General features: G+C 38.7%; 13 protein-coding genes and 1 pseudogene. 4 read left to right on the top strand and 10 right to left on the bottom strand.

The window, feature by feature from the left end; translation table 11 throughout:
* Window positions 1-50: 50 nt before the first annotated feature.
* The 6 genes from HMPREF3230_RS04005 to HMPREF3230_RS03980 all read right to left on the bottom strand — a co-directional run bounded on the left by HMPREF3230_RS04005 (window position 51) and on the right by HMPREF3230_RS03980 (window position 10039).
* A complete protein-coding gene (locus tag HMPREF3230_RS04005; protein ID WP_075523661.1) occupies window positions 51-1847 on the bottom strand; it encodes an ABC transporter ATP-binding protein in 1797 nt (598 codons plus the stop codon).
* 3 nt (window positions 1848-1850) lie between these two features.
* Window positions 1851-3668, bottom strand: coding sequence for an ABC transporter ATP-binding protein (locus HMPREF3230_RS04000; protein WP_075523660.1), 1818 nt, complete (start codon window positions 3666-3668; stop codon window positions 1851-1853).
* Between the two features lie 315 nt (window positions 3669-3983).
* The gene (locus HMPREF3230_RS03995) at window positions 3984-5726 is read right to left on the bottom strand and encodes an ABC transporter family substrate-binding protein (protein WP_075523659.1); all 1743 of its coding nucleotides are present in this window, start codon (window positions 5724-5726) and stop codon (window positions 3984-3986) included.
* 389 nt (window positions 5727-6115) lie between these two features.
* The gene (locus tag HMPREF3230_RS03990) at window positions 6116-7999 is read right to left on the bottom strand and encodes an ABC transporter ATP-binding protein (RefSeq protein ID WP_075523686.1); all 1884 of its coding nucleotides are present in this window, start codon (window positions 7997-7999) and stop codon (window positions 6116-6118) included.
* A gap of 75 nt (window positions 8000-8074) precedes the next feature.
* Window positions 8075-9028, bottom strand: coding sequence for an ABC transporter permease (locus HMPREF3230_RS03985; RefSeq protein ID WP_075523684.1), 954 nt, complete (start codon window positions 9026-9028; stop codon window positions 8075-8077).
* Between the two features lie 27 nt (window positions 9029-9055).
* Window positions 9056-10039: an ABC transporter permease gene (locus tag HMPREF3230_RS03980; RefSeq protein ID WP_082266275.1), complete on the bottom strand. Its 984-nt coding sequence runs from the start codon at window positions 10037-10039 to the stop codon at window positions 9056-9058.
* 568 nt (window positions 10040-10607) lie between these two features.
* Here HMPREF3230_RS03980 and HMPREF3230_RS03975 point away from each other — a divergent pair.
* Complete coding sequence (locus HMPREF3230_RS03975) at window positions 10608-12056, top strand: C1 family peptidase (RefSeq protein WP_075523658.1); 1449 nt, start codon at window positions 10608-10610, stop codon at window positions 12054-12056.
* 471 nt (window positions 12057-12527) lie between these two features.
* On the opposite strand, the gene metG is transcribed toward HMPREF3230_RS03975, so the two are convergent.
* The gene (metG, locus tag HMPREF3230_RS03970) at window positions 12528-14393 is read right to left on the bottom strand and encodes a methionine--tRNA ligase (protein WP_075523683.1); all 1866 of its coding nucleotides are present in this window, start codon (window positions 14391-14393) and stop codon (window positions 12528-12530) included.
* Window positions 14394-14817: 424 nt separating this feature from the next.
* Between metG and HMPREF3230_RS03965 the strand changes: the two genes are divergently transcribed.
* Both HMPREF3230_RS03965 and HMPREF3230_RS03960 read left to right on the top strand, forming a co-directional pair.
* Entirely contained in the window at window positions 14818-15597 is a 780-nt protein-coding gene (locus tag HMPREF3230_RS03965; protein WP_075523657.1) for a hypothetical protein, read from the top strand.
* Window positions 15598-15709: 112 nt separating this feature from the next.
* On the top strand, window positions 15710-16003 hold the full coding sequence (locus HMPREF3230_RS03960; protein ID WP_075523656.1) for a variant leucine-rich repeat-containing protein: 294 nt from the start codon (window positions 15710-15712) through the stop codon (window positions 16001-16003).
* Between the two features lie 122 nt (window positions 16004-16125).
* Here the strand turns inward: HMPREF3230_RS03960 and rsmI are convergent, their stop codons facing one another.
* Window positions 16126-17034, bottom strand: coding sequence for a 16S rRNA (cytidine(1402)-2'-O)-methyltransferase (gene rsmI / locus HMPREF3230_RS03955; protein ID WP_075523655.1), 909 nt, complete (start codon window positions 17032-17034; stop codon window positions 16126-16128).
* A 159-nt stretch (window positions 17035-17193) separates the two neighbouring features.
* Between rsmI and HMPREF3230_RS03950 the strand changes: the two genes are divergently transcribed.
* Window positions 17194-18039 (top strand): alpha/beta hydrolase, encoded by an 846-nt coding sequence (locus HMPREF3230_RS03950; RefSeq protein ID WP_075523654.1) that lies wholly within the window; start codon window positions 17194-17196, stop codon window positions 18037-18039.
* Window positions 18040-18176: 137 nt separating this feature from the next.
* On the opposite strand, the gene HMPREF3230_RS03945 is transcribed toward HMPREF3230_RS03950, so the two are convergent.
* Window positions 18177-19700, bottom strand: coding sequence for a formate--tetrahydrofolate ligase (locus tag HMPREF3230_RS03945; protein ID WP_075523653.1), 1524 nt, complete (start codon window positions 19698-19700; stop codon window positions 18177-18179).
* A 287-nt stretch (window positions 19701-19987) separates the two neighbouring features.
* Window positions 19988-20448 (bottom strand): annotated as a pseudogene (locus tag HMPREF3230_RS03940) (hypothetical protein); the annotation flags it as partial.

Raw genomic sequence — 20448 nt, 5'->3', positions numbered from 1 at the left:
ACAAAATCTCAAACAACCTCACGCAATCACAAACAAAATCTCAAACAACCTCAAACAATTGCTTTACGAATCGCATCATATTGTGATTTAACAAGACGATAATAAGATCCCTTTTCTGCCATAAGCGCTTCATGAGAACCTCGCTCAACAATTTCCCCATGATCTACTACACAAATCAAATCAGAATTTTCAATAGTAGAAAGCCTATGAGCAATTACAAAAGAAGTACGATTTTTAAGTAGCTGAGCTAATCCTGCTTGCAAAGCTTCTTCTGTACGAGTATCAATATTACTTGTTGCTTCATCGAGAATTAAAATGCGCGGATCTGCCAAAAGTACGCGCGCAAATGAAATGAGCTGTCTTTGACCTGCAGAAAGAGTAGCTCCACGCTCCTCAATTTCAGTATCATAACCATCTGGTAAATCTTCAATAAACTCATGTGCATGAACTGCGCGCGCTGCAGCCTCAATTTCTTCATCACTTGCGTCAAGCTTTCCATAACGAATGTTTTCACGAACTGTTCCACTAAAAATAAAACTGTCTTGAAGCATAACACCCATCTGCTTACGTAAAGACGCTAAAGTTACTGAACGCACGTCATATCCGTCAATAGTGATTGAGCCTTCACAAACATCGTAGAATCTTGAAAGAAGACTTACAATCGTAGTTTTTCCAGCACCAGTAGGACCTACCAAAGCAACAGTAGTTCCTGGTTTAACATGCAAATCAACAAGATTCAAAATCGGTCTTCCGTCATCCTCATAACGGAATACAACATCATTTATATCTACTTTACCTTCAATTTTAGGCAAGTCGATAGCGTCAGGACTATCTACAATCTTTGGTTTAATTCTCAAAGTTTCAAAAATTCGCTCCAAATATACAGAACATGTTACAAGTTGAGTATAAAAATTACCAATATTCACTACAGGTTCCCAGAAAGTAGTTGAATACCAAATAAAAGCTATAAGCGTACCAGTGCTCACATTCATTGAGAACACATTCGTTACACCAACATAGTAGAGCAAAGATATTGCAGAAGTTTCAATGATTAACGCTCCAGGCCAAAGCAATAATTGAAATCTAACATTCTTCATCCATGCTTTTCTTACTTCAGACTGCTGACCTTGGAAAATACCATACGCTTCAGCTTCTCGAGCAAAAGTTTGAGTTGTTTTTACACCTGCAATTGACTCATGCAAATACGCGTTAAGATTACTTTGCTTATTTGATAATTTTTTAGACGCTTTTTGTTGCAAAATTTGCAAAGTACGAGTCCAAATTATAAATATTGGAAACAGAACTAAGCTCCACAACGCCATTCGCCAATCTATTACAAACATTGTAATCAACGTAATAATAAGCACGAAAACATCAGAAAACACGTTAATAAGGCCCGAAGAAAGAGTGTCCGACAACGTGTTTATATAATTTACAATGCGAATCAAAATTTTTCCGTGAGGACGAGAATCAAAATAATCAAAAGATAACGATTGAACATGCGTAAAAATATCTCTTCGCATATCTTTAATTATCAACTGACCTATTTTTGTAATAGCTAAAGTTCTGTATGCCAAACCTAACTCGTATAAAATAATAAGAATTAGAAAAACTGCAATGATTACATATAGATACGTTAAACTTTTTTGTGGCAAAACCACATCTATCAATATTTTTGTAATCATAGGCATAGCTGTCATAATTATGCTGCCGCTAATAACTACCATAATTACTAATAGAAGCTTTATAGAATATGGCTTCACGTATTTTCTAATACGCATAAGCTCATGAATATTTATACGTTCTTCTTGACTTTCATCTTCGCGATATGTGTTTCTTTGAGCCATATTCTATTCCGCCTTAGTAGTTTCAAATCCCGCAGACTTTCCAGTTTGCAATCCCAACTGCTTTCTGTAAATCTCCCAATATCTTCCGTGCTTAGCAACAAGATCACTGTGCGTTCCGCGCTCCACGATTTCGCCATGATCTAACACAACAATCATGTCTGCATCTTTAACAGATGAAATTCTGTGTGCGATTGTGATTACAGTGCGCGTGCCATCAAGTTTCTTTAACTCCTGCTGAATATGCTCTTCTGTTTCCATGTCTACAGCGGAAGTTGTGTCGTCCATAATCAAAATTGCAGGATTGTTCGCCAATGCCCTAGCCAAGCTTAAACGTTGCTTTTGCCCTCCAGAAAGACCAACTCCACGCTCTCCTACTACAGTTTCATAGCCATCTGGCATATTTGCAATAAAATCGTCAGCAGCAGCAATACGAGCCATTCGGCGAATAGTATCATCTAATTCTTTGCAATTTTCTTTGTTTTTAGCCAAACCAAAACTAATATTTCCGGCAATTGTATCTGAAAATAGGAAAGTTTCTTGCGCAACTATACTAACTTCACTACGAACAGTTTCTAGCGGCAACAAGCGCACATCTTTCCCGTCAATTAGAACGCGTCCGCGCGTCGGATCATAAAATCTTGAAATAAGATTTACAAGAGTTGATTTTCCAGATCCAGTTTCGCCAAGAATACCAAGCTTACTTCCAGCAGGAATTCTTAAATCAATGTCTTTCAAAATAGGAGAATCTTCATCGTCTGGGAACGCAAAATCAACATGCTCAAAAGTGATTTCACCTTTAACTTTAACGTCTTTATCCGCTTCTTTTGAAATATCAATATGCGATTCTTGCGTAAGAAGCTTGCGAATATTCACACATCCTGCGTTAAATCGCTGCCAATCGTTAATAAGCCAGCCAGACATTCTAATAGGCATATTAAGCATCCAAAGGAAACTGTTAAAAGTAACAAATACGCCTAAAGTCATGCTCCCGTTCAAAACAAGCAATCCGCCAAAACCAACTGTTATAAGATCAAGCACAAATCCCATGCTGTCAATCCACGGCATATATTTTTGAGTATTCTTTGCAAGCGTAATATTGCGATTAAAGTAGTCTTCGTTGCATTCATCGAATTTTTTAGTTTCGTAAGTCTCACGCACGAAAGCTTTTACGATACGATTCCCTTCAATATTTTCTTCAACCATAGAATTCATACGAGCAAAAGATTCACGAATCGCAAGGAATTTTGGCCTAGCATTTTTACCTAGAGTTCGTGTAAGCCAAAACAGCAATGGAGTAATAGCCATTAACGCTAATGCAAGTTGCCACTGAATTATCGTCATTATAATTAACGCGAATATAAACATTACAACGCAATCTAACGCCATATATGAAACCCAGCTGAGCAAGTGACGAATCGCATCCGTATCAGACGTCATTCTGCTCATAATATCGCCGGTACGCGTGTGATTGAAGTATGTAAAATCAAGCGAATGAAGTTTCTCATATTCGTCACTCACAAGGCGATACACTGCATTTTGACCAAATTTCTCCATCAAAAGCTGATAAATATACCTTGAGAATACACGAATAATCATCATCGCTATCATCAATGTGCATACGCCAATAAGCAGATTATGCTTCTTTCCAATAATGATTTTGTCTACAATAAAGCCAGAAAGTAACGGCATTGTCATTGCCATTGTGTCGTTAATAATAAACAGAAAAATCGAAATCCAAACTTTCCACATATCTGGTTTGCAATATTGCAATATCCAGCGCACATTGCTCGCATCTTTGCGTTTATTTGGGTTTACATACATGCGCTAGATTCTCCTTTATTTCGATTTTTAACTTGATCTTGCTCTAATTCGATTTTAATTTCTATTTTTAACTCGATCTTGCTCTAATTCAATTTTGCTTTAATTCGATTTTAATTTCTATCTTTATTTCGATTTTAATTTCTATCTTGCTTTAATTTTGCTTATTCGCAAAAGATTAAAAATTATTTAATTATTAAGTTTTGTAACTAGACAAGAATAAAAGCATGTGGTGCATAGCTCAAAGCCACACACCACATGCTGTAAGTTAAGCAATTAGCTTAAGTAAATTCTTACAAGTTATTGTAACAAATTTACTCACTTCTGCCAGCCCATATCCTCTGGGTAGGTGGTTGCATAACCAGCAGGGCCATTGTTAGCAAAGCCCTTCTTGAACACCTGATAGATAGGAGGAGCGGAAACTGGAAGAGTGCCATACAGTGCAAGAGCTTCAGATTCTGCCTTGTTAGCGTACTCAGTCTGTTCCTTGTAATCGTAAGTCTTGCCGACCTTATCGAGCATGGCATCAATATCCTTGTTGCCAACAAGACCCAAGTTAGAATCGCTATCAGACTTGTAAACCTGGCTAGCTGCAGACAAGAAGCTCAATGGAGATTGGGACTGCCATGCCAATGGAAGTACCTGGTAATCGTGAGCAGCAACAACCTTAGAGAACTTAGCAACAGCCTGGTTCACAGTCTTGCACTTGATTCCAGCCTTCTTCATCATAGCTTGGAAAGCGTTAGCAAGAGCTGCCTGAGTAGAGTCATCACCGAAGAAGGTGAAGGAAATCTCGAGTGGCTTACCATCCTTAGCGTAGTAGCCATCAGAGCCCATCTTGTAACCAGCAGCTTCAAGAGTCTTCTTTGCATTAGCAACGTTGTACTTGCCTTCAGCTGGGAGATTGTTCTTGTATCCTGCCTGGAACATGGAAAGGAGCTCAGAACCTGGCTGTTCGCTCTTCCAGTTCATGCCCTGGAACTGAATCTTGTTGTAAGTAGTAACATCGAAAGCCTGAACAACAGCCTTGCGGACTGCAAGATCATTCAATGGCTTGGACTGAGAATTGAAGTTCAAAACGCGAACCTTGGTGCTGTAGCCGTAACGGAGCTGAGCGCCCTTAACGCTACGAGCAGCCTTAATAGAATCCTTATAGGAGATAGAATCGGTTACAGCATCGATTTCGCCATTCTGGAAAGCGTTCAAAGCAGCAGTATCTTCCATACGCTTTACAACGATCTTATCGAGCTTAGCCTTCTTGCCCCACCACTTTGGATTGCGTGTGAAGACAACCTGGTTATCAGTTGCAGACTCAATCTGGAATGGACCTGCACCCCACTCATTGTGAGGCTTATTAACCCAACCCTGGTTGAAGGTCTGAACGTCACCAGCCTTTGGATGAACTAATGGAGCGAAAAGCATTTCCCAAGTAGCGCATGGCTTGTTGTACTTAACGATTACTTGCTTAGGGCTGGAGCCTTGCTCAACAGACTCGATGCAATCATAACCTTCGGTGCTAGGAACAGAATAATCCTTGTTCTTTCCGTTCAAAGCTTGCCAAGTCGCCTTAAAAGCAGTGTAGTCGATATCTGTGCCATCGTTCCACTTAGCCTTTGGGTTCAAGTTGTACTGAACGACGAGTGGATTATCGCTAACTTTCTTGACGGAAGTGACGTAGTCAGGGTTGTACTTGATCTTCTCACCCTTGACGGTGTCGTAAGCCATAAGATTTGGCTGGTAGAAGCTCCACAAAGTAGCCATGTAACCAGAATTACCATCGTTAGAAGCGTAATTCCAGTTTGGACCGAGAACAGGAAGAGCAACGGTGTAAGTACCGCCATCCTTGATGTTATCGCGAGTCTGTGGATTGTCGTAACGCTTGTTGACATCTGGCATTGGAAGTTCGCCAGTATAAGAAGTGTCAACACCGGCAGCTGGCTCTTCAGTCAAAGACTTATTGCCACTGTTAGCAGTATCAGCACCACAGGCACCAAGCAACATGGTGAGCGAAAGAGCTGCAGCTGCAAATACAGTCAATTTACCTGCATTCGTATTTTTCATGATTCCTCTCATTCCCCGGATGATGTCCTCTTTTCCGGTATGTGGATAGAGTATATCCAATCATGTGACATTTGGGTTACAATTTTCTCAAATACTTCCGCAGATAACGTTTGCTAAACAAATCTTCATTAAATAAAATGGTAATTCATTCAAATAAAAGTGAAAACTAAAAATTTTTTAGTTAATTTTTATTAAAAAACAAAATATTTTACTTTACGTTAGTTTATCTAATGTTTACAAAAAAATAGACGTGCATAACATTTTTTTAAATAAAAAATCTTGTACTAGCATGAAGCAATTTTAGAAAAAATTATGGGGCGATTCCTAAATTCTATGGAATACGCCCCAAGTAAAAGTAAGTTCAAAAATCTTTTTAAGACTTTTAGAAATCACTTAATATTATCAAACGAATCATCTTCGGAAAGAATAATACGCTTACGATTCTTCTCAATAGTAGGATCTGGAATAGGAACAGCGCTAATCAAAGCCTTAGTGTAAGGATGCTGAGGATTGTCAAAGACTTCATCAGTTTCTCCAGCTTCCACAATTCGTCCGTGATACATAACTGCAATTCGACTAGAAATATGACGAACCACTGCCATATTATGCGCCACAAACAAATATGCAACACCGAGCTTATCTTGCAAATCTTCAAGCAAATTGATAATTCCAGCCTGAATAGAAACATCCAAAGCAGATACAGGCTCATCAAGAAGTAAAAGCTTAGGATTTACAGCTAAAGCACGCGCAATAGCAATACGCTGACGCTGACCACCAGAGAACTGAGTTGGGAATCGATCAACTTGATCTGGATTCAACTCAACCAATTGCATAAGCTCAGCAATTCGCACGCGAATGTCTTCCTTAGACTTATGCTGCACACGCAAAGGCTCAGCTAAAATATCGTAAACCAACATACGCGGATCAAGCGAGCTCATTGGATCTTGGAAGACGTATTGCATATTCGCACGCAATTTCATGCGATCCAAATTGGTTAAACTTCTATCTAATTTCTTACCAAAAACAGTAATAGAACCAGACTCAGGCTGTTTCAAGCCCATAATCTCCATCAACGTTGTAGATTTACCAGAGCCAGATTCACCAACTAAAGCTACGGTTTCACCTTCACGAACTTCTAAGCTCACGCCATCAACAGCACGAACTTCGCCAATCTTACGGCGTAAGAAACCACCGCCTGTAATCGGGAAAGTCTTAACCAAATTTTTAACTTCCAAGACAATCCTACGATTTTCACGAGGGATGCCTTCAAACATAGGCTTGATTGGTTTTTCAGTTTCAGAATGGATTAACGAACGAACAGTTTCACTTTCTGCTTCAAGTCCAATCATGCTATCAGGATTTCCATTATTTTCTTCAGCCATCAACATATCCATAGTTGGCTTAGAAATAGGAGTTAAACGATGCTGACGCTTCTGATCTACACGTGGAACAGCACCAAGCAAACCAATCGTATACGGTTGCGTTGGATGAGCGAAAATTTCTTCTACGCTGTTATGCTCAACCAAATGTCCTGAATACATAACTATAACTTCGTCAGCAATACCAGCTATAACACCCAAATCATGAGTGATGAAAATCATTGCTGCGCCAGTTTCACGCTGAGCTTTCTTCAAAACTTCCAAAACTTGAGCTTGAATAGTAACATCCAAAGCAGTTGTTGGTTCGTCTGCAATAATTATGTCTGGATTATTAGCAATTGCCATAGCGATCATCACACGCTGACGCATACCACCAGAGAACTCATGAGGAAAAGCTTTCAACCGTTCGCTAGGCTTGCTGATGCCTACCAAATTAAGTAGTTCAATAGAACGACGACGAATCTGTTCATCAGTCATCTTTGGATTATGAATTATCAAAGCTTCTTTAAGCTGATCTCCGATAGAGAAAACAGGCGTCAAAGCTGAAAGAGGATCCTGGAAAACCATGGCTATGTTCTTGCCACGAATCTTACTCATATCAGCATCTGACTTAGTTAAAAGCTCTTCACCCATATATTTTACTGAGCCTTTAACACTAGCATTTTTATCTAGCAAACCCATAACAGCCAAAGAAGTAACAGATTTACCAGAGCCAGATTCGCCAACAATACCAATTGTTTTCCCGCGATACAAATCAAAATTCATATCTCGAACTGCGTGAACAGTTCCAGCTTCAGAAGCAAAGCTAACGGATAAGTTTCGAACAGAAAGCAAAGGTTCTCCAGCAGAATCTCCTGCAAAATTGCCAGAATCTACTGGATTCACTTGAGCCATTTGATTTATATTATTCGTTTCGCTCATTTCGCCATTCCCCACATTCATAGTCATGTTTATTACTCCAAACGCTCGTTACTCAGCTTTACCAACTGACTTGGAATATGGATCAATTGCATCGCGCAAGCCGTCACCAATAAGCTGAACAGAGAAAGTGAGCAAAACAAGCACAGCTGATGGAACTAATAAGACCCATGGAGAAGTCTGAACAACACTTTGACCTGCGTTAAGTAAAGTACCAAGAGAAGTATCTGGAGCTTTAATACCAAGGCCTAAGAAGCTCAAAGCAGTTTCACCGTTAATTGCACCAATAACGCCAAGAACTGTGTTAATAATCAACACAGAACCAAGATTTGGAACTAAATGGCGCACAATAATAACAAACGAAGAAACACCAGCAAACTTAGCTGCACGAACATATTCACGCTCACGTAAGCTCAATGTAAGTGTACGAAGAGTACGAGCATAACCAATCCAGCCAAACGCTGTTAAACCAAATGCAAGCCAGAGCCAATCGCTGCCGCCAGTAGATGCGCTGATTATTAACGCGATAAGCAGGAATGAAGGTACGATCAGCAGCATATCAAGAATCCACATTCCGACTTGCTCAAACCAACCTTCAAAGTATGAGATAGCAGTACCAACCAAAGCAGCAATAACAGTGATTGTAATTGAGCTAACAATACCTATAGAAAGAGAACGACCTAAACCACGAACTACCATAGCGTACATGTCTGAACCGCCAGGAGTAGTTCCAAGCCAGTGATCAGCAGAAGGAGGAGTGGCAAGAGCCGTAAAATCTGGCTCATCGTACTTATACTTCGAAATCTTTGAACCAAATATTGCGAAGAGAACCAAGATAATAAGCATAACCAAACCAACAACTGCAGAAGGACGTCTAAAGAAACGACGTGTATAAAGTGTTAATTTGCCAGTACGCTTAAAATTACCCCATGCGCCAGAAGCATTCTTTTTCGAATGATTCTTCTCAGAAGAAGCTACAGGTTGTGAAGATTTATCACTATTCATGCTAATGTCACCTACACTGTCTTGCATTTAGTTCAAACGAATACGCGGATCAAGCCAAGCAGAGAAGATATCTGCCAGCAAAGCACCAGTCAATGTACATACTGCACCAAACGCAGCAATGGCAACAGAACCATTGATATCGTTTTGCAAAATTGTTTGCACAAAATAGCTACCCAAGCCGTTAATAGCAAACACAGTTTCTGTAATAACAGCACCAGTAAATACGCCAGCGATAGAGAATGCAACGTCAACAGCAGTTGGAATCAAAGAGGTTCGCAATGCGTGACGGCGTATAGCCAAATTCAATGGCAAACCCTTAGCACGAGCAGTACGAACGTAATCAGCGTTCATAGTATCAAGCAAATAAGTACGCTGCGTTAAATGATAACTAACCATACCTGGAATAGTCATCACAATAGTTGGCAATATCAAATGCTGCAAGAAATCAAGAATAAACATAAGTGGATTAGAACCCTGATACGAATGTAATCCAGTAACGTAGAACATACGAATTCCTGAAAGGCGATTGATGTTAATAGCAGCAAGAACAACCATCAATCCCAAAACTGCTGCAGGAACAACAAGCAAGAATGTAGCAGTAGAGTTCAAAACTCGATCTTGCCACTTATATTGTCTAATTGCTGTATATACACCAACGCTTACGCCTAAAACAATTCCAAGCACAGTAGCACCAGTAACAAGCTGAACTGATGCACCAATACGAGAAGCAATTGCTGGGCCTACTGGAGCTTGATCTGGGCTTAATCCCCAATCCCATCTAGTGAGAATGCCGTAAAGCCAACGACCATAACGTGTAAGCACTGGTGTTTGATCGTTAATATTTGCTAAGTCTAAGGAACGGTTGATTGAAGCAATCGGCGGATGCGGATGCCTAGACATGTAATTCGAACGTGGATCCATAAAAGCGCTCGCCAAAAAATACGTCATAGATACGGCGACAAACAGCATCACCACATAGTTCAGGCATCGCTTAACGATGTATCTTATCATTGTGACTCTTTTCTCCGCCTACCATTATTCCTCCATAGGCAATTACGAACTGCGGAGGTTCGTACGCCGCTTTTACAACTAAAATACCCGAAAAAGGACGCACTTAATCCGCCCTTCTGCAGAACTCGGGACTGTAATTAGTATATTTTCAGCTAACCTATGTACAACACGACATATAAGTAACGCACTATTTAGCGCATAATCTAATATATTTTCTACATAAAATTTTATATAATTTCGTTACTATAAATAGGTCAACAATCGCAATATATCAAAGGTTTTGAGCTATTTTTATTTTCTTTAATTAACAAAATAAAAATAAATTTCTCTTAAGTAAATCTTTTATTGTAATAAATATTGAAAATAATAATAAATAAAATAAATTCTGAATTTGACGATAAAAACAGAAAATTTATCGAAACAAGGGCAATAATTCAAAAATTCCTCAAGTTTGTAAATAATATGTCACAATTACGAAACATAAAGCAATAAGCCTAATGCATTCCAGTAGATACAATAGCATTTATTCTCTAATACACAATCTAATTCAAGGAGAAAAATAAGTCATATGGCAGAAAATATCAAAGCCGTGACACTGGATCATGTGCATGCTTATTCAAAACATTTTAACGACCAACGCGCTAATCGCGTAGCTGCAAACGCTTCTGTTTCTAGCGGCGTTCTTAAAGCAGCAACAAGCTATCAAGGTCAAAGAGCTCTACCAAGAACATTCTCAGTAGAGTTAAAGCAAGGAGCAATAACAGATCAACAGCACTCAGGACGTTGCTGGATGTTTGCATCTCTTAACACTTTGCGCTATGAGCTAATGCACAAGTGGAATTTAGAAGACTTCGAGTTCTCAGAAACATATCTTTTCTTCTGGGATAAGATTGAAAAAGCAAACGCGTATTTAGAAAACGTGTTATCTACTTTAGACGAGCCAGTTGATAGCAGACTCTTCCAAGTAATTAACGAAGGACCAATCGATGATGGCGGTTGGTGGCAGATGTTCGTAAACTTGGTAAACAAATACGGACTTGTTCCAAAATCAGCATATCCAGAATCAGAAAACTCTCGTGATTCAGACGCTTTCGTACAATACGTGAACACTAAGTTGCGTGAATTTGCTTCTCAAATGCGTGAAGCTCATAAAAATGGAGCTTCATTAGAAGAATTGCGTGAAATGAAAGTACGCGATTTGGAAACTGTGTACAGAATGGTAACAATTGCATTAGGTGAACCACCAGAGCGATTTGACTTCATTGCGCGCACTAAAGAAGAAGACGACGATAAAAAAGATAGTGAAAAGAAAGACGGAACAAAAGCCGAAGAAAGTGAAAAGAAAGACGACAATAAAAAGCCTAAGACAGGCAAAGATGAACGTCCTATGATTCGCGAATATGGCATCACTCCTCTAGAGTTCGCTAAAAAGTACTTACCAGTTGACGTAAACGATTTCGTCACACTAAATAACTCTCCGATGGAACGCACACCATTTAACAAGAGATATAGCATTAAATACACAACAAATGTTGCAGAAACACCAGATATGGAATTTGTAAACGTTTCATTAGATGTATTCCGTAAAGCTGCTGTAGCACAGCTTGAAGCAGGACACCCAATCTGGTTTGCATGCGATTGCACTCAATTCTCTCTTCGACATGATGGATTCTTTGATCCAGCAGTAGTTAGAGTTGATGAACTATTCGATGTAAAGTTCACTTTTGACAAAGCTAAAGGCTTAGAATACATGGATAGCCCAAGCAACCATGCAATGACTTTCACAGGCGTGAACTTAGACAAAGACGGCAATCCAGACCGCTGGAAGATTGAAAACAGCTGGGGTAAAGATGCAGGAGAAGACGGATATTACGTTGGATCTGCACAATGGTTCGATCGCTATGTAACAGAGATCATTATTGATAAGAAGTATCTTGATTCAGCAACACTTGAAGTATTGAAGCAAGAACCTATTCAAGTTGAACCATGGGAACCGCTAACAAAGCGTTGCAAGTAAAGTAATTTCATATTACTTAATTTAATTAAGCATTAAAGCGCAGATTGAAAAATCAGTCTGCGCTTTTTTATATACAAAAATACGGGCTATTCCGGGCTATTCCGGGTTATTCCCCAAAATACGGGTTAATCTACTAGCTATTACTAGATATTTACCCAAAATGTAGTTATTACGCAAAATGCAGTTATTGTAGTTATTACGCAAAATAGAAAAGCGCAATTTATAATAAGAAGCCCAGCGGGAGAGAAAGCCCGCTGGGGCAGAGAGAAAGAGAGAAGAAGGTTTCAGTTATGGGATTCGACTTGCGAATCTCACTAACGGCGAACCGCTAGCACACTCAAGTATACACCATACTTCCTTAGAAAAAGTTTATTTTAAGCTAAAAATTTCCTGAAAAAAATCTAAAGATTCCTGATTAAACGCTTAACTTTTGTTATATACGTCACTTTTAGATAAATTTTTAACTAAAACTCACTTATTAGCTAAATCTTTCTGCGCTAGTGAAAGACGCTCAGCTTCTTTACGCTTGCGCTCAGCTAAAGCAGATTCAAAACGTTCAAGTTCCTCATCTACTGCTTCCTTAGGGATTTTAGCAAAGATTGGAACAGGCTTAGGCACAGGAGTGCCAACAACCAACTCTTCACTCTCCCAAGGATGCACAGTTTCACCAAGACAATAATCACCAGTAATAATCGGATACTTAAATCCTGGCTTATCCAAATCTTCCACTTCTTCTATGCGAGGCAAAGGTGAAAACACTCCAGTTCCACCAAGAGCTTCCCAAACTTTTTGAGAAGAATGAGGAAGGAACGGAGCTAACAAATGATTCGCATCAGAAACAGCTTGAGCAGCAACATGCAAAACTGTGCCCAAACGTACATCGTCATCTTTAATCTTCCAAGGCTCAGTAGCGGAAATATATTTATTTATATCCCCAACTACGCGCATAGCTTCAGTCAAAGCATTCTTTTGATGATGACGATCAATCATACCTCCAACAATCTCGAAAGCATTAGAAGTTTGATCCAATAAAGCGCGATCCATATCTGTCATAGAATCCTCATCTAAAGGAGGAATTTCACCAAAGTTTTTATGAATCAAATTAGCTACGCGATTTACAAGATTTCCCCAGCTAGAAGCAAGCTCTTCGTTATTATGTCGGACAAACTCAGACCATGTAAAATCAGCATCCGAACTTTCAGGACCAGCAATAGAAATGTAATAGCGAACTGCATCCACAGGATAACGCGCTAAAATATCTTTAACATAAATCACGATTCCGCGCGAAGAACTAAATTTTTTACCTTCCATAGTCATAAACTCAGAAGCAACAACTTGCTCAGGCATATTAAGCGGTCCATAAGAGCCAGTTTCTCCACCTAAAGAGCCTTGACCATTATAAGCAAGCATTTCTGAAGGCCAAATTTGAGAATGGAAAGTTATGTTATCTTTGCCCATGAAATAATATCCAGGAGTCTTTGGATCACACCACCAATCGCGCCAAGCATCAGGAGTTCCCTGTCTACGAGCCCATTCAATAGAAGCAGACAAATAACCAATTACAGCGTCAAACCACACATATAAACGCTTATTTGGATTATCAATCCAACCTTCAACTGGAACAGGAATACCCCAATCAATATCACGAGTAATAGCACGAGGTTTTACTTCTCTAAATAATCCTAAAGAAAAGTTAATAACATTCGTGCGCCAAGAATCGCGAGAATTAAGCCATTTCAGATTTGCTTCTGCTAAAGCTGGCAAATCAAGGAAATAATGCTCAGTTTCTTCAAAACGAGGAGTTTCACCATTTATTTTAGAAACTGGATTGATTAAATCATCTGGATCAAGCTCGTTACCACACGCATCACATTGATCTCCCCTAGCGCCATCAGCACCACATAAAGGGCAAGTTCCTTCAATATAACGATCTGGCAAAGTCCTACCAGTAGAAGGAGAGATAGCAACTTTTTGTGTACCTTTATAAATATAACCATTTTTTAAGCATTGGCGGAACATCTCTTGCACAACATGCTCATGATTTCCAGTCGTAGTACGAGTAAATAAATCGTAGCTCAACCCCAAATCGCACAAATCTTTTGTAATCACTCGATTATAACGATTCGCGAGTTCTTGCGCGCTGACCCCTTCTTTATCTGCTTCTACTAAAATAGGTGTACCGTGTTCATCCGTGCCAGACACCATCAATACATCATTGCCCTTCATGCGCTCATAGCGCGCATACACATCTGAAGGAACTCCAAAGCCAGCAACGTGGCCTATATGACGAGGACCATTAGCATATGGCCAAGCAACATTCACCAAAATATGACTCATAGCCAAATATTATCTTGTTCAGCGAGGACACATCAAAGAAATACTCGAAAATGAACAGCAAAAAATAAAGTAATAATCGTAAAAATATGAAGATTTATTTATCCACATATCCACATTTTTAAAAACTATGTAGCGGAATTTAATAAATAAGCTTAGGCTATAAAAAACCTCATTTTAGAAGATACGAATATAAAAAAAATACAAATATAAACGAGTATAAAAGACACAAATAAAATACAAAATACGTGCAAAAACACACAATAATATACAAAAAATTCGTAAAGAATTAAGACATAAGAAAACATAAGAAAACATAAGAAAATGCAAGAAAACATAAGAAAATACAAGAAAACGCAAAATCAAAATCAAGCAAAACAAAACACAAGAAACACAAATACAAACACAAATTTTGAAAGGAACGAAAATGAAAGAAGCTACTAAATATACAAAAGCTCGCAATCTATTAGAATGCAATCAATTAAATACGTCACCTCGAAATACTAGGCCACACGAAACATCTCTTGCAAAAGTAATCAGAAGAAAAAACGTAAAAAATATTTCAGATTTCACAAATGATGCAATCAAAAAAGCAGAATTAACGAAATCTAACGAAATAAATCAAAATCTACCAATAATTTTAGATACTTCGCATTTACCTGGTCCTTTATGTATGAACAGGCTAAAAAATCTTGGAATTTTTGATCAACTTGACACTCAAAGCGGCTTTCTTCGCAAAGAATCCTCAACCATAGAAGGACGAAGCAAAATAGTAAAAAAGCTACTCCCTTCTAATTCAATAGCATGCTTATACACAGCATCATGGATTTGGCTTGGAGGACAATTCCCAGATTCTTTAGACATACTTTCAAACGGACACTATAGAAGAAGGCCATACGGTCACCCGATACACGTTTATACTCGCAAAATCATTGACAATGATTACGTAAAAATTGGAGATTTATTTGTAACAACACCTACTAGAACAATATGCGATATAGCGCTCACGAAAACTGAATCAGACTCAGAAAATACAATAAGATTTAACACAATACGTACAATTATGGAAAATTATACGATAAATATATATGATTGTGCAAAAATTTTACAAGATAACCATCATTTTCCAAGCTCAGTAGCAGCACGAGCATGGATGGAAAATATCATATACAGCATGAAAAAGAGAACTAGTAAAAAAGCTAAATAAAAATCTTAAAATATGCCAAAACACAAAGAAGAAATTAGCTTAATAAAAGAAAGAATATATAACAGCAACAAACCCAGCAACAAACCCAACAACAATAAACTATAGGCAAACTATGAAAAACACTTATAAAGAAAAACTTACTCCACCCAAACCGCCAATTATGCCAACTGAAGACATTGCAAGTTCGCCTGAAACTAAACCCGAAATATTGTGGTACATAGCACAAAATATTCCACACTTAAGAAAATGGATTATTGCAAACACTTCAGCGGATGCAAGACTTTTAGAATACGTATCTCAAAAAGGCGGCCCAGACGTGAAACATAGTTTCAACATACTTTTTGAAAGCTACAATTATATGCACGAAAAATTGCAAAACAAGTATACTAAAAATTCACAAATCTAAAAGCAAAAAGTCTAAGCAAATTCGCGCAAATCTTAATAAACAAGAACACAAGAGCGCGCAAACACTATCGTAATCACGCGCAAACCTATTAAAGTAATGCAAACGCACAAATTCGCGCAAAATCACTTTTTAATCTCCATGCACTCGGAATATATTTGCTTGCGATTAGCAAAAGATCCATCCGATAAAGGATGATTTTCTACAACACGAGAAATAGCATCTTTAAGGCGAATATTTTCCGATTTTGCAAGCTCAATTGAAAGCTCAGCAAACTGCTTAACACTAAGAGGCGCAGCATCAATTGAAACTTCATCATCGCTTGCACCAGAAATAACTAACACTATTTCTCCACGAGGAGGATTTTCAAGAACGCTATCTAAAATTTCTTTTACACTTCCACGACGAATCTCTTCATAATCTTTAGTAAGCTCACGGCATAAAGCCATTAAACGATTAGGTCCTATAACATCACATATATCTTCCATAGCTTCTTTAATGCGATGCGGAGCCTCGTAGAATACAATCGTTCTGCGCTCAGAAGATAGCGAGCGCAAATGTTGCTTACGCTCACCTGATTTTCTAGGCAAAAATCCTTCGTAACAAAATCTATCAGTTGGCAAACCAGAAAGAGCTAAAGCATCTAAGACAGCACTAGGACCAGGCGCACAAGTTACAGGAATACAACGCTCAATTGCTCTACGAACAATTGCTAAACCAGGATCGTTAATTGTTGGCATTCCAGCATCTGAAACAACTAATACAATCGCACCTTTTTCAACATCATCTAGTAAACCATCAGCTTTATTTCGCTCATTATGATCGTGATAAGCAATAACTTTCCCAGACACACGCACATTCAACCTATTCGCTAAGTCATATAAACGGCGCGTATCTTCAGCTGCTATAATATCCGCGTTTTGTAAAAGATGAACTAGCCTAGATGAAGCATCTTCCATATTGCCAATCGGAGTAGCTGCAAGCACAACTTTACCTACATTTTTAATATTTATATTCGTATCTTCATCACACATATAAAATCTCCTTAAAACTCATAAAAATCCCTAAATATCCTTAAATCTTCTTAAACTCTACACGAATTTAACATATAACGCACTTAAAAAAGCAAGGTATTTGATTAGAACTATGCTTGAGATAAATAGTGCAATTTTATACAAAAAGAAAGAAATGCTATGAAAACTATTGAGCGTGAAATTAAAGGCATTGACGGAAGTGTTGCAAAACTTACTGGATACGTTTTAGACGATAACACAGATACAGAAGTAAAACAGATTAGACCAGCAGTTCTAATTCTTCCAGGAGGAGGATTCTTACGCACTTCAAATCGTGAATCTGAACCAATTGCAATGAAATTTGCATCTGAAGGTTTCCATGCGTTTGTTTTACGATATTCTCTAGTACCAAGCACGCACCCAACGCAACTTTTGGAAGCAGCTCTTGCAATGAATTTAATACGAAAAAATGCTGAAGAATGGCATATAAATCCGCAAAATGTTGCAATTATTGGATTCTCTGCAGGAGGGCATGTTGCAGCAAATCTCGCAACTCACGTAAGCGATGAAATTGAAGAAGCTAACGGATATAAAGCTGACGAAGTTCGTCCAAATGCTCTTATGCTTGCATACCCTGTGATTTCTGCAGGAATTTACGCACACAAGCCAACTTTCGATCGTCTTTTTGGCAATGTTAGCGAAGATGAGCGCGAGAAACTTGTTGAAGATCTTTCTCTTGAAAAGCATGTAGATTCTAAAACTCCACCTGTTTTCATATGGCAAACTGTTACAGATCAAACTGTTCCAGTTGAAAATTCAATTATGTTTATAGATGCATGCGTCAAAGCAGGTGTGAATGTTGAAGCACACTTATTCCCTAAAGGTCCTCATGGTTTGGCACTTGCTGTTGAACAAACTGCTAAACGAGATGAAAATGGACGCGTTATTCCTGAGTTTGTACAGCCAGAAGTACAACAATGGATTGGTTTTGCATGCGATTGGTTGAGAAGAACTTTCAATTTATAATAACAAAAATGAAGGTTATTTCCCAAAAATAAATTAAGAAACGTCGCCCACACAATAATGCGTTGGCGACGTTTTCTATTAACGGCTAAAAATCTTGGATAAAAGATGGATATAAGATAAATATAAGATAGATAAAATCACACAATCTTAGGCATTGGAGTTGTAAGCGAAGATGTGAGATTTACTTGCACAAGTCCAGCACCAGAATGAACTTCTACTTTCTTCAAAGTCACAGTGCGCTCGTCACAAGGCTTGCGATCGTCATCTGTCATAGTAGCAGGAGATTTAACTGCAACTAAAACTAAATCATCAAAAGCGATACCTGCTTTATTACACAAATCTTGTGCAGTAGCCAAAGAATCTTCAAAACCATCTTTCTTAATCACGCGCTCTGCTGGAACTCCATAAGATTCTTCACAAAGCGACTCAATACGATTAAGCAACGACTTACCACGATGGCTTTTAGGTAGGATTCTTACAGCAGGAAGTTCACTTTCAACAACAGATACGAAATCATCAAGCTGATTAACTAAACTATCTCCGCCATCACGGAAAAGATTTCCAATCAAAGGATTGCGAAACTCAAGAGATTCAGCAATAGAGCACAAATCAGAAATTTGATCATCTTCACCTTCCCACAAATTTATAAGAGGGAATGCAGGAATATGCAAAGACTCAAGATGTTCAACATGGAACGGATAGCGCCATGCGAGATCTGGATCATCACGCCAAGTAGTCGAACGAGTCACAACAACAGCTGCTGTTGGCCATTGAGCACCATATTCACGAGCTGCAATATCTAGCCACTTTTGAGCACCTGCATCTGCACCATATCCAGCTTCAACAATTACTACATCATGCTCAGCACATGCCATCTCAACACTTATTAAGCTAGGAATTCCAAGAGAAACATTCGCAAATGGCCCACAATGTACATAAATTGGTGAACCATTCACTGTTTCAGTTTTTACAGGCTTTACAGCATCTGAAAGTATATTTGTGATTCTCCATAAATCAACAAAAGAACCGAAAGTTACAGGATTTCCATCCTTTGTGCCAGCAATCATAGAAGAAACGCGATTAGAAATCTCATCCATACTTCTTGAAAGCACAACAATTTGCATAAGCTCACAAGTTGGAGTTAGCACAACACGCTCAGGAACTGTTCTTTTAGAAAAATCTACAGCAATACTTCTTAAAGAACGAGAAGGTACTTCACTCACTCTAGGAACTAAAATAGTATCTAATAAACCTTCATCAATCGCTTTTTCAGCAAAAGAAACAAGAAGATTTTGCGCACTAGCAATAGCAGCCATTTCACCGCACAAACCCCAATCAATCAATTCAGGATTTACAAGAGAAGACTTTCCACCGCCAGAAGCTCCACCCTTAGAGCCAGCTGCAGTAATTCCCATACTTGGTTGGCGAAGAACAGCAGCAGCATCAATACCGCGTTTACGTAATGCATCTACAAGAGCGATTGTGGTAGTTGTTTTACCCTCACCTCTGGAAGCTTTAAGAGGAGTATCTGCCGTAACGAGAACAACTTTACCGTGCTTACGATTCTCATTAGGATGTTTGCTAAGATAATCCATAAATCCAAAAGCATCAATTTTAGAAACCAACCCGTATGAAGTTGTAAATGATTCAAGAATTGTCATATTCCCCACTTTCTTTGCGCAACATACTGATTTGTGAAAACTTTTGCCGTTAATCCTAGCTGTAACCCAATTAGATTTGGCAACACTCGTAAATGCAAATCAAAATTCACAAGCAAAAACAATATTATACGAATACGTAGGCTATCAATAGTCTATGTGTTTAATCACACATAATAAAAAAACTGCATCATAAAACTAATTAGATGCAGTTTACAAGAAATTTAAATGTTCTCAAATAATTTTCATATTTGTTTCACGAAATACAAATTGGGATAAATCTTAATATTTCACCTAAAATTTTGAGAACCATCACCTTCCTGTGGATTATAGTTGCCACGATTACGCTGCTGAGGATTTTGGGAATTTGGCTGTCCGAATTGTTGGTTCTGTTGACCAAACTGCGGATTCTGCTGACCAAACTGAGAACTCTGTTGACCAAATGGAGGTTGCTGTTGACCAAACTGCGGATTCTGTCCAAACTGCGGAGCACGATTCTGACCAAACTGCGAGTTTTGACCGAACTGTGGGTTTTGTTGACCAAATTGAGGATTCTGACCAAATGGAGCTTGCTGCTGACCAAACTGACCATAAGGAGGCTGGCTCTGTGGATTCTGTCCAAACTGTGGATTGCGCTGACCGAACTGATTTGGCTGACCAAACTGAGGATTTTGACCAAACTGCGGAGCACGATTCTGACCAAATGGAGCTTGCTGTTGACCAAACTGACCATAAGGAGCTTGACCATAAG

This window comes from Gardnerella vaginalis, from assembly GCF_001563665.1.
In the GTDB taxonomy this organism is placed as follows: Bacteria; Actinomycetota; Actinomycetes; order Actinomycetales; family Bifidobacteriaceae; genus Bifidobacterium; species Bifidobacterium vaginale_A.
This window is presented reverse-complemented; position numbering and strand designations above follow the sequence as displayed.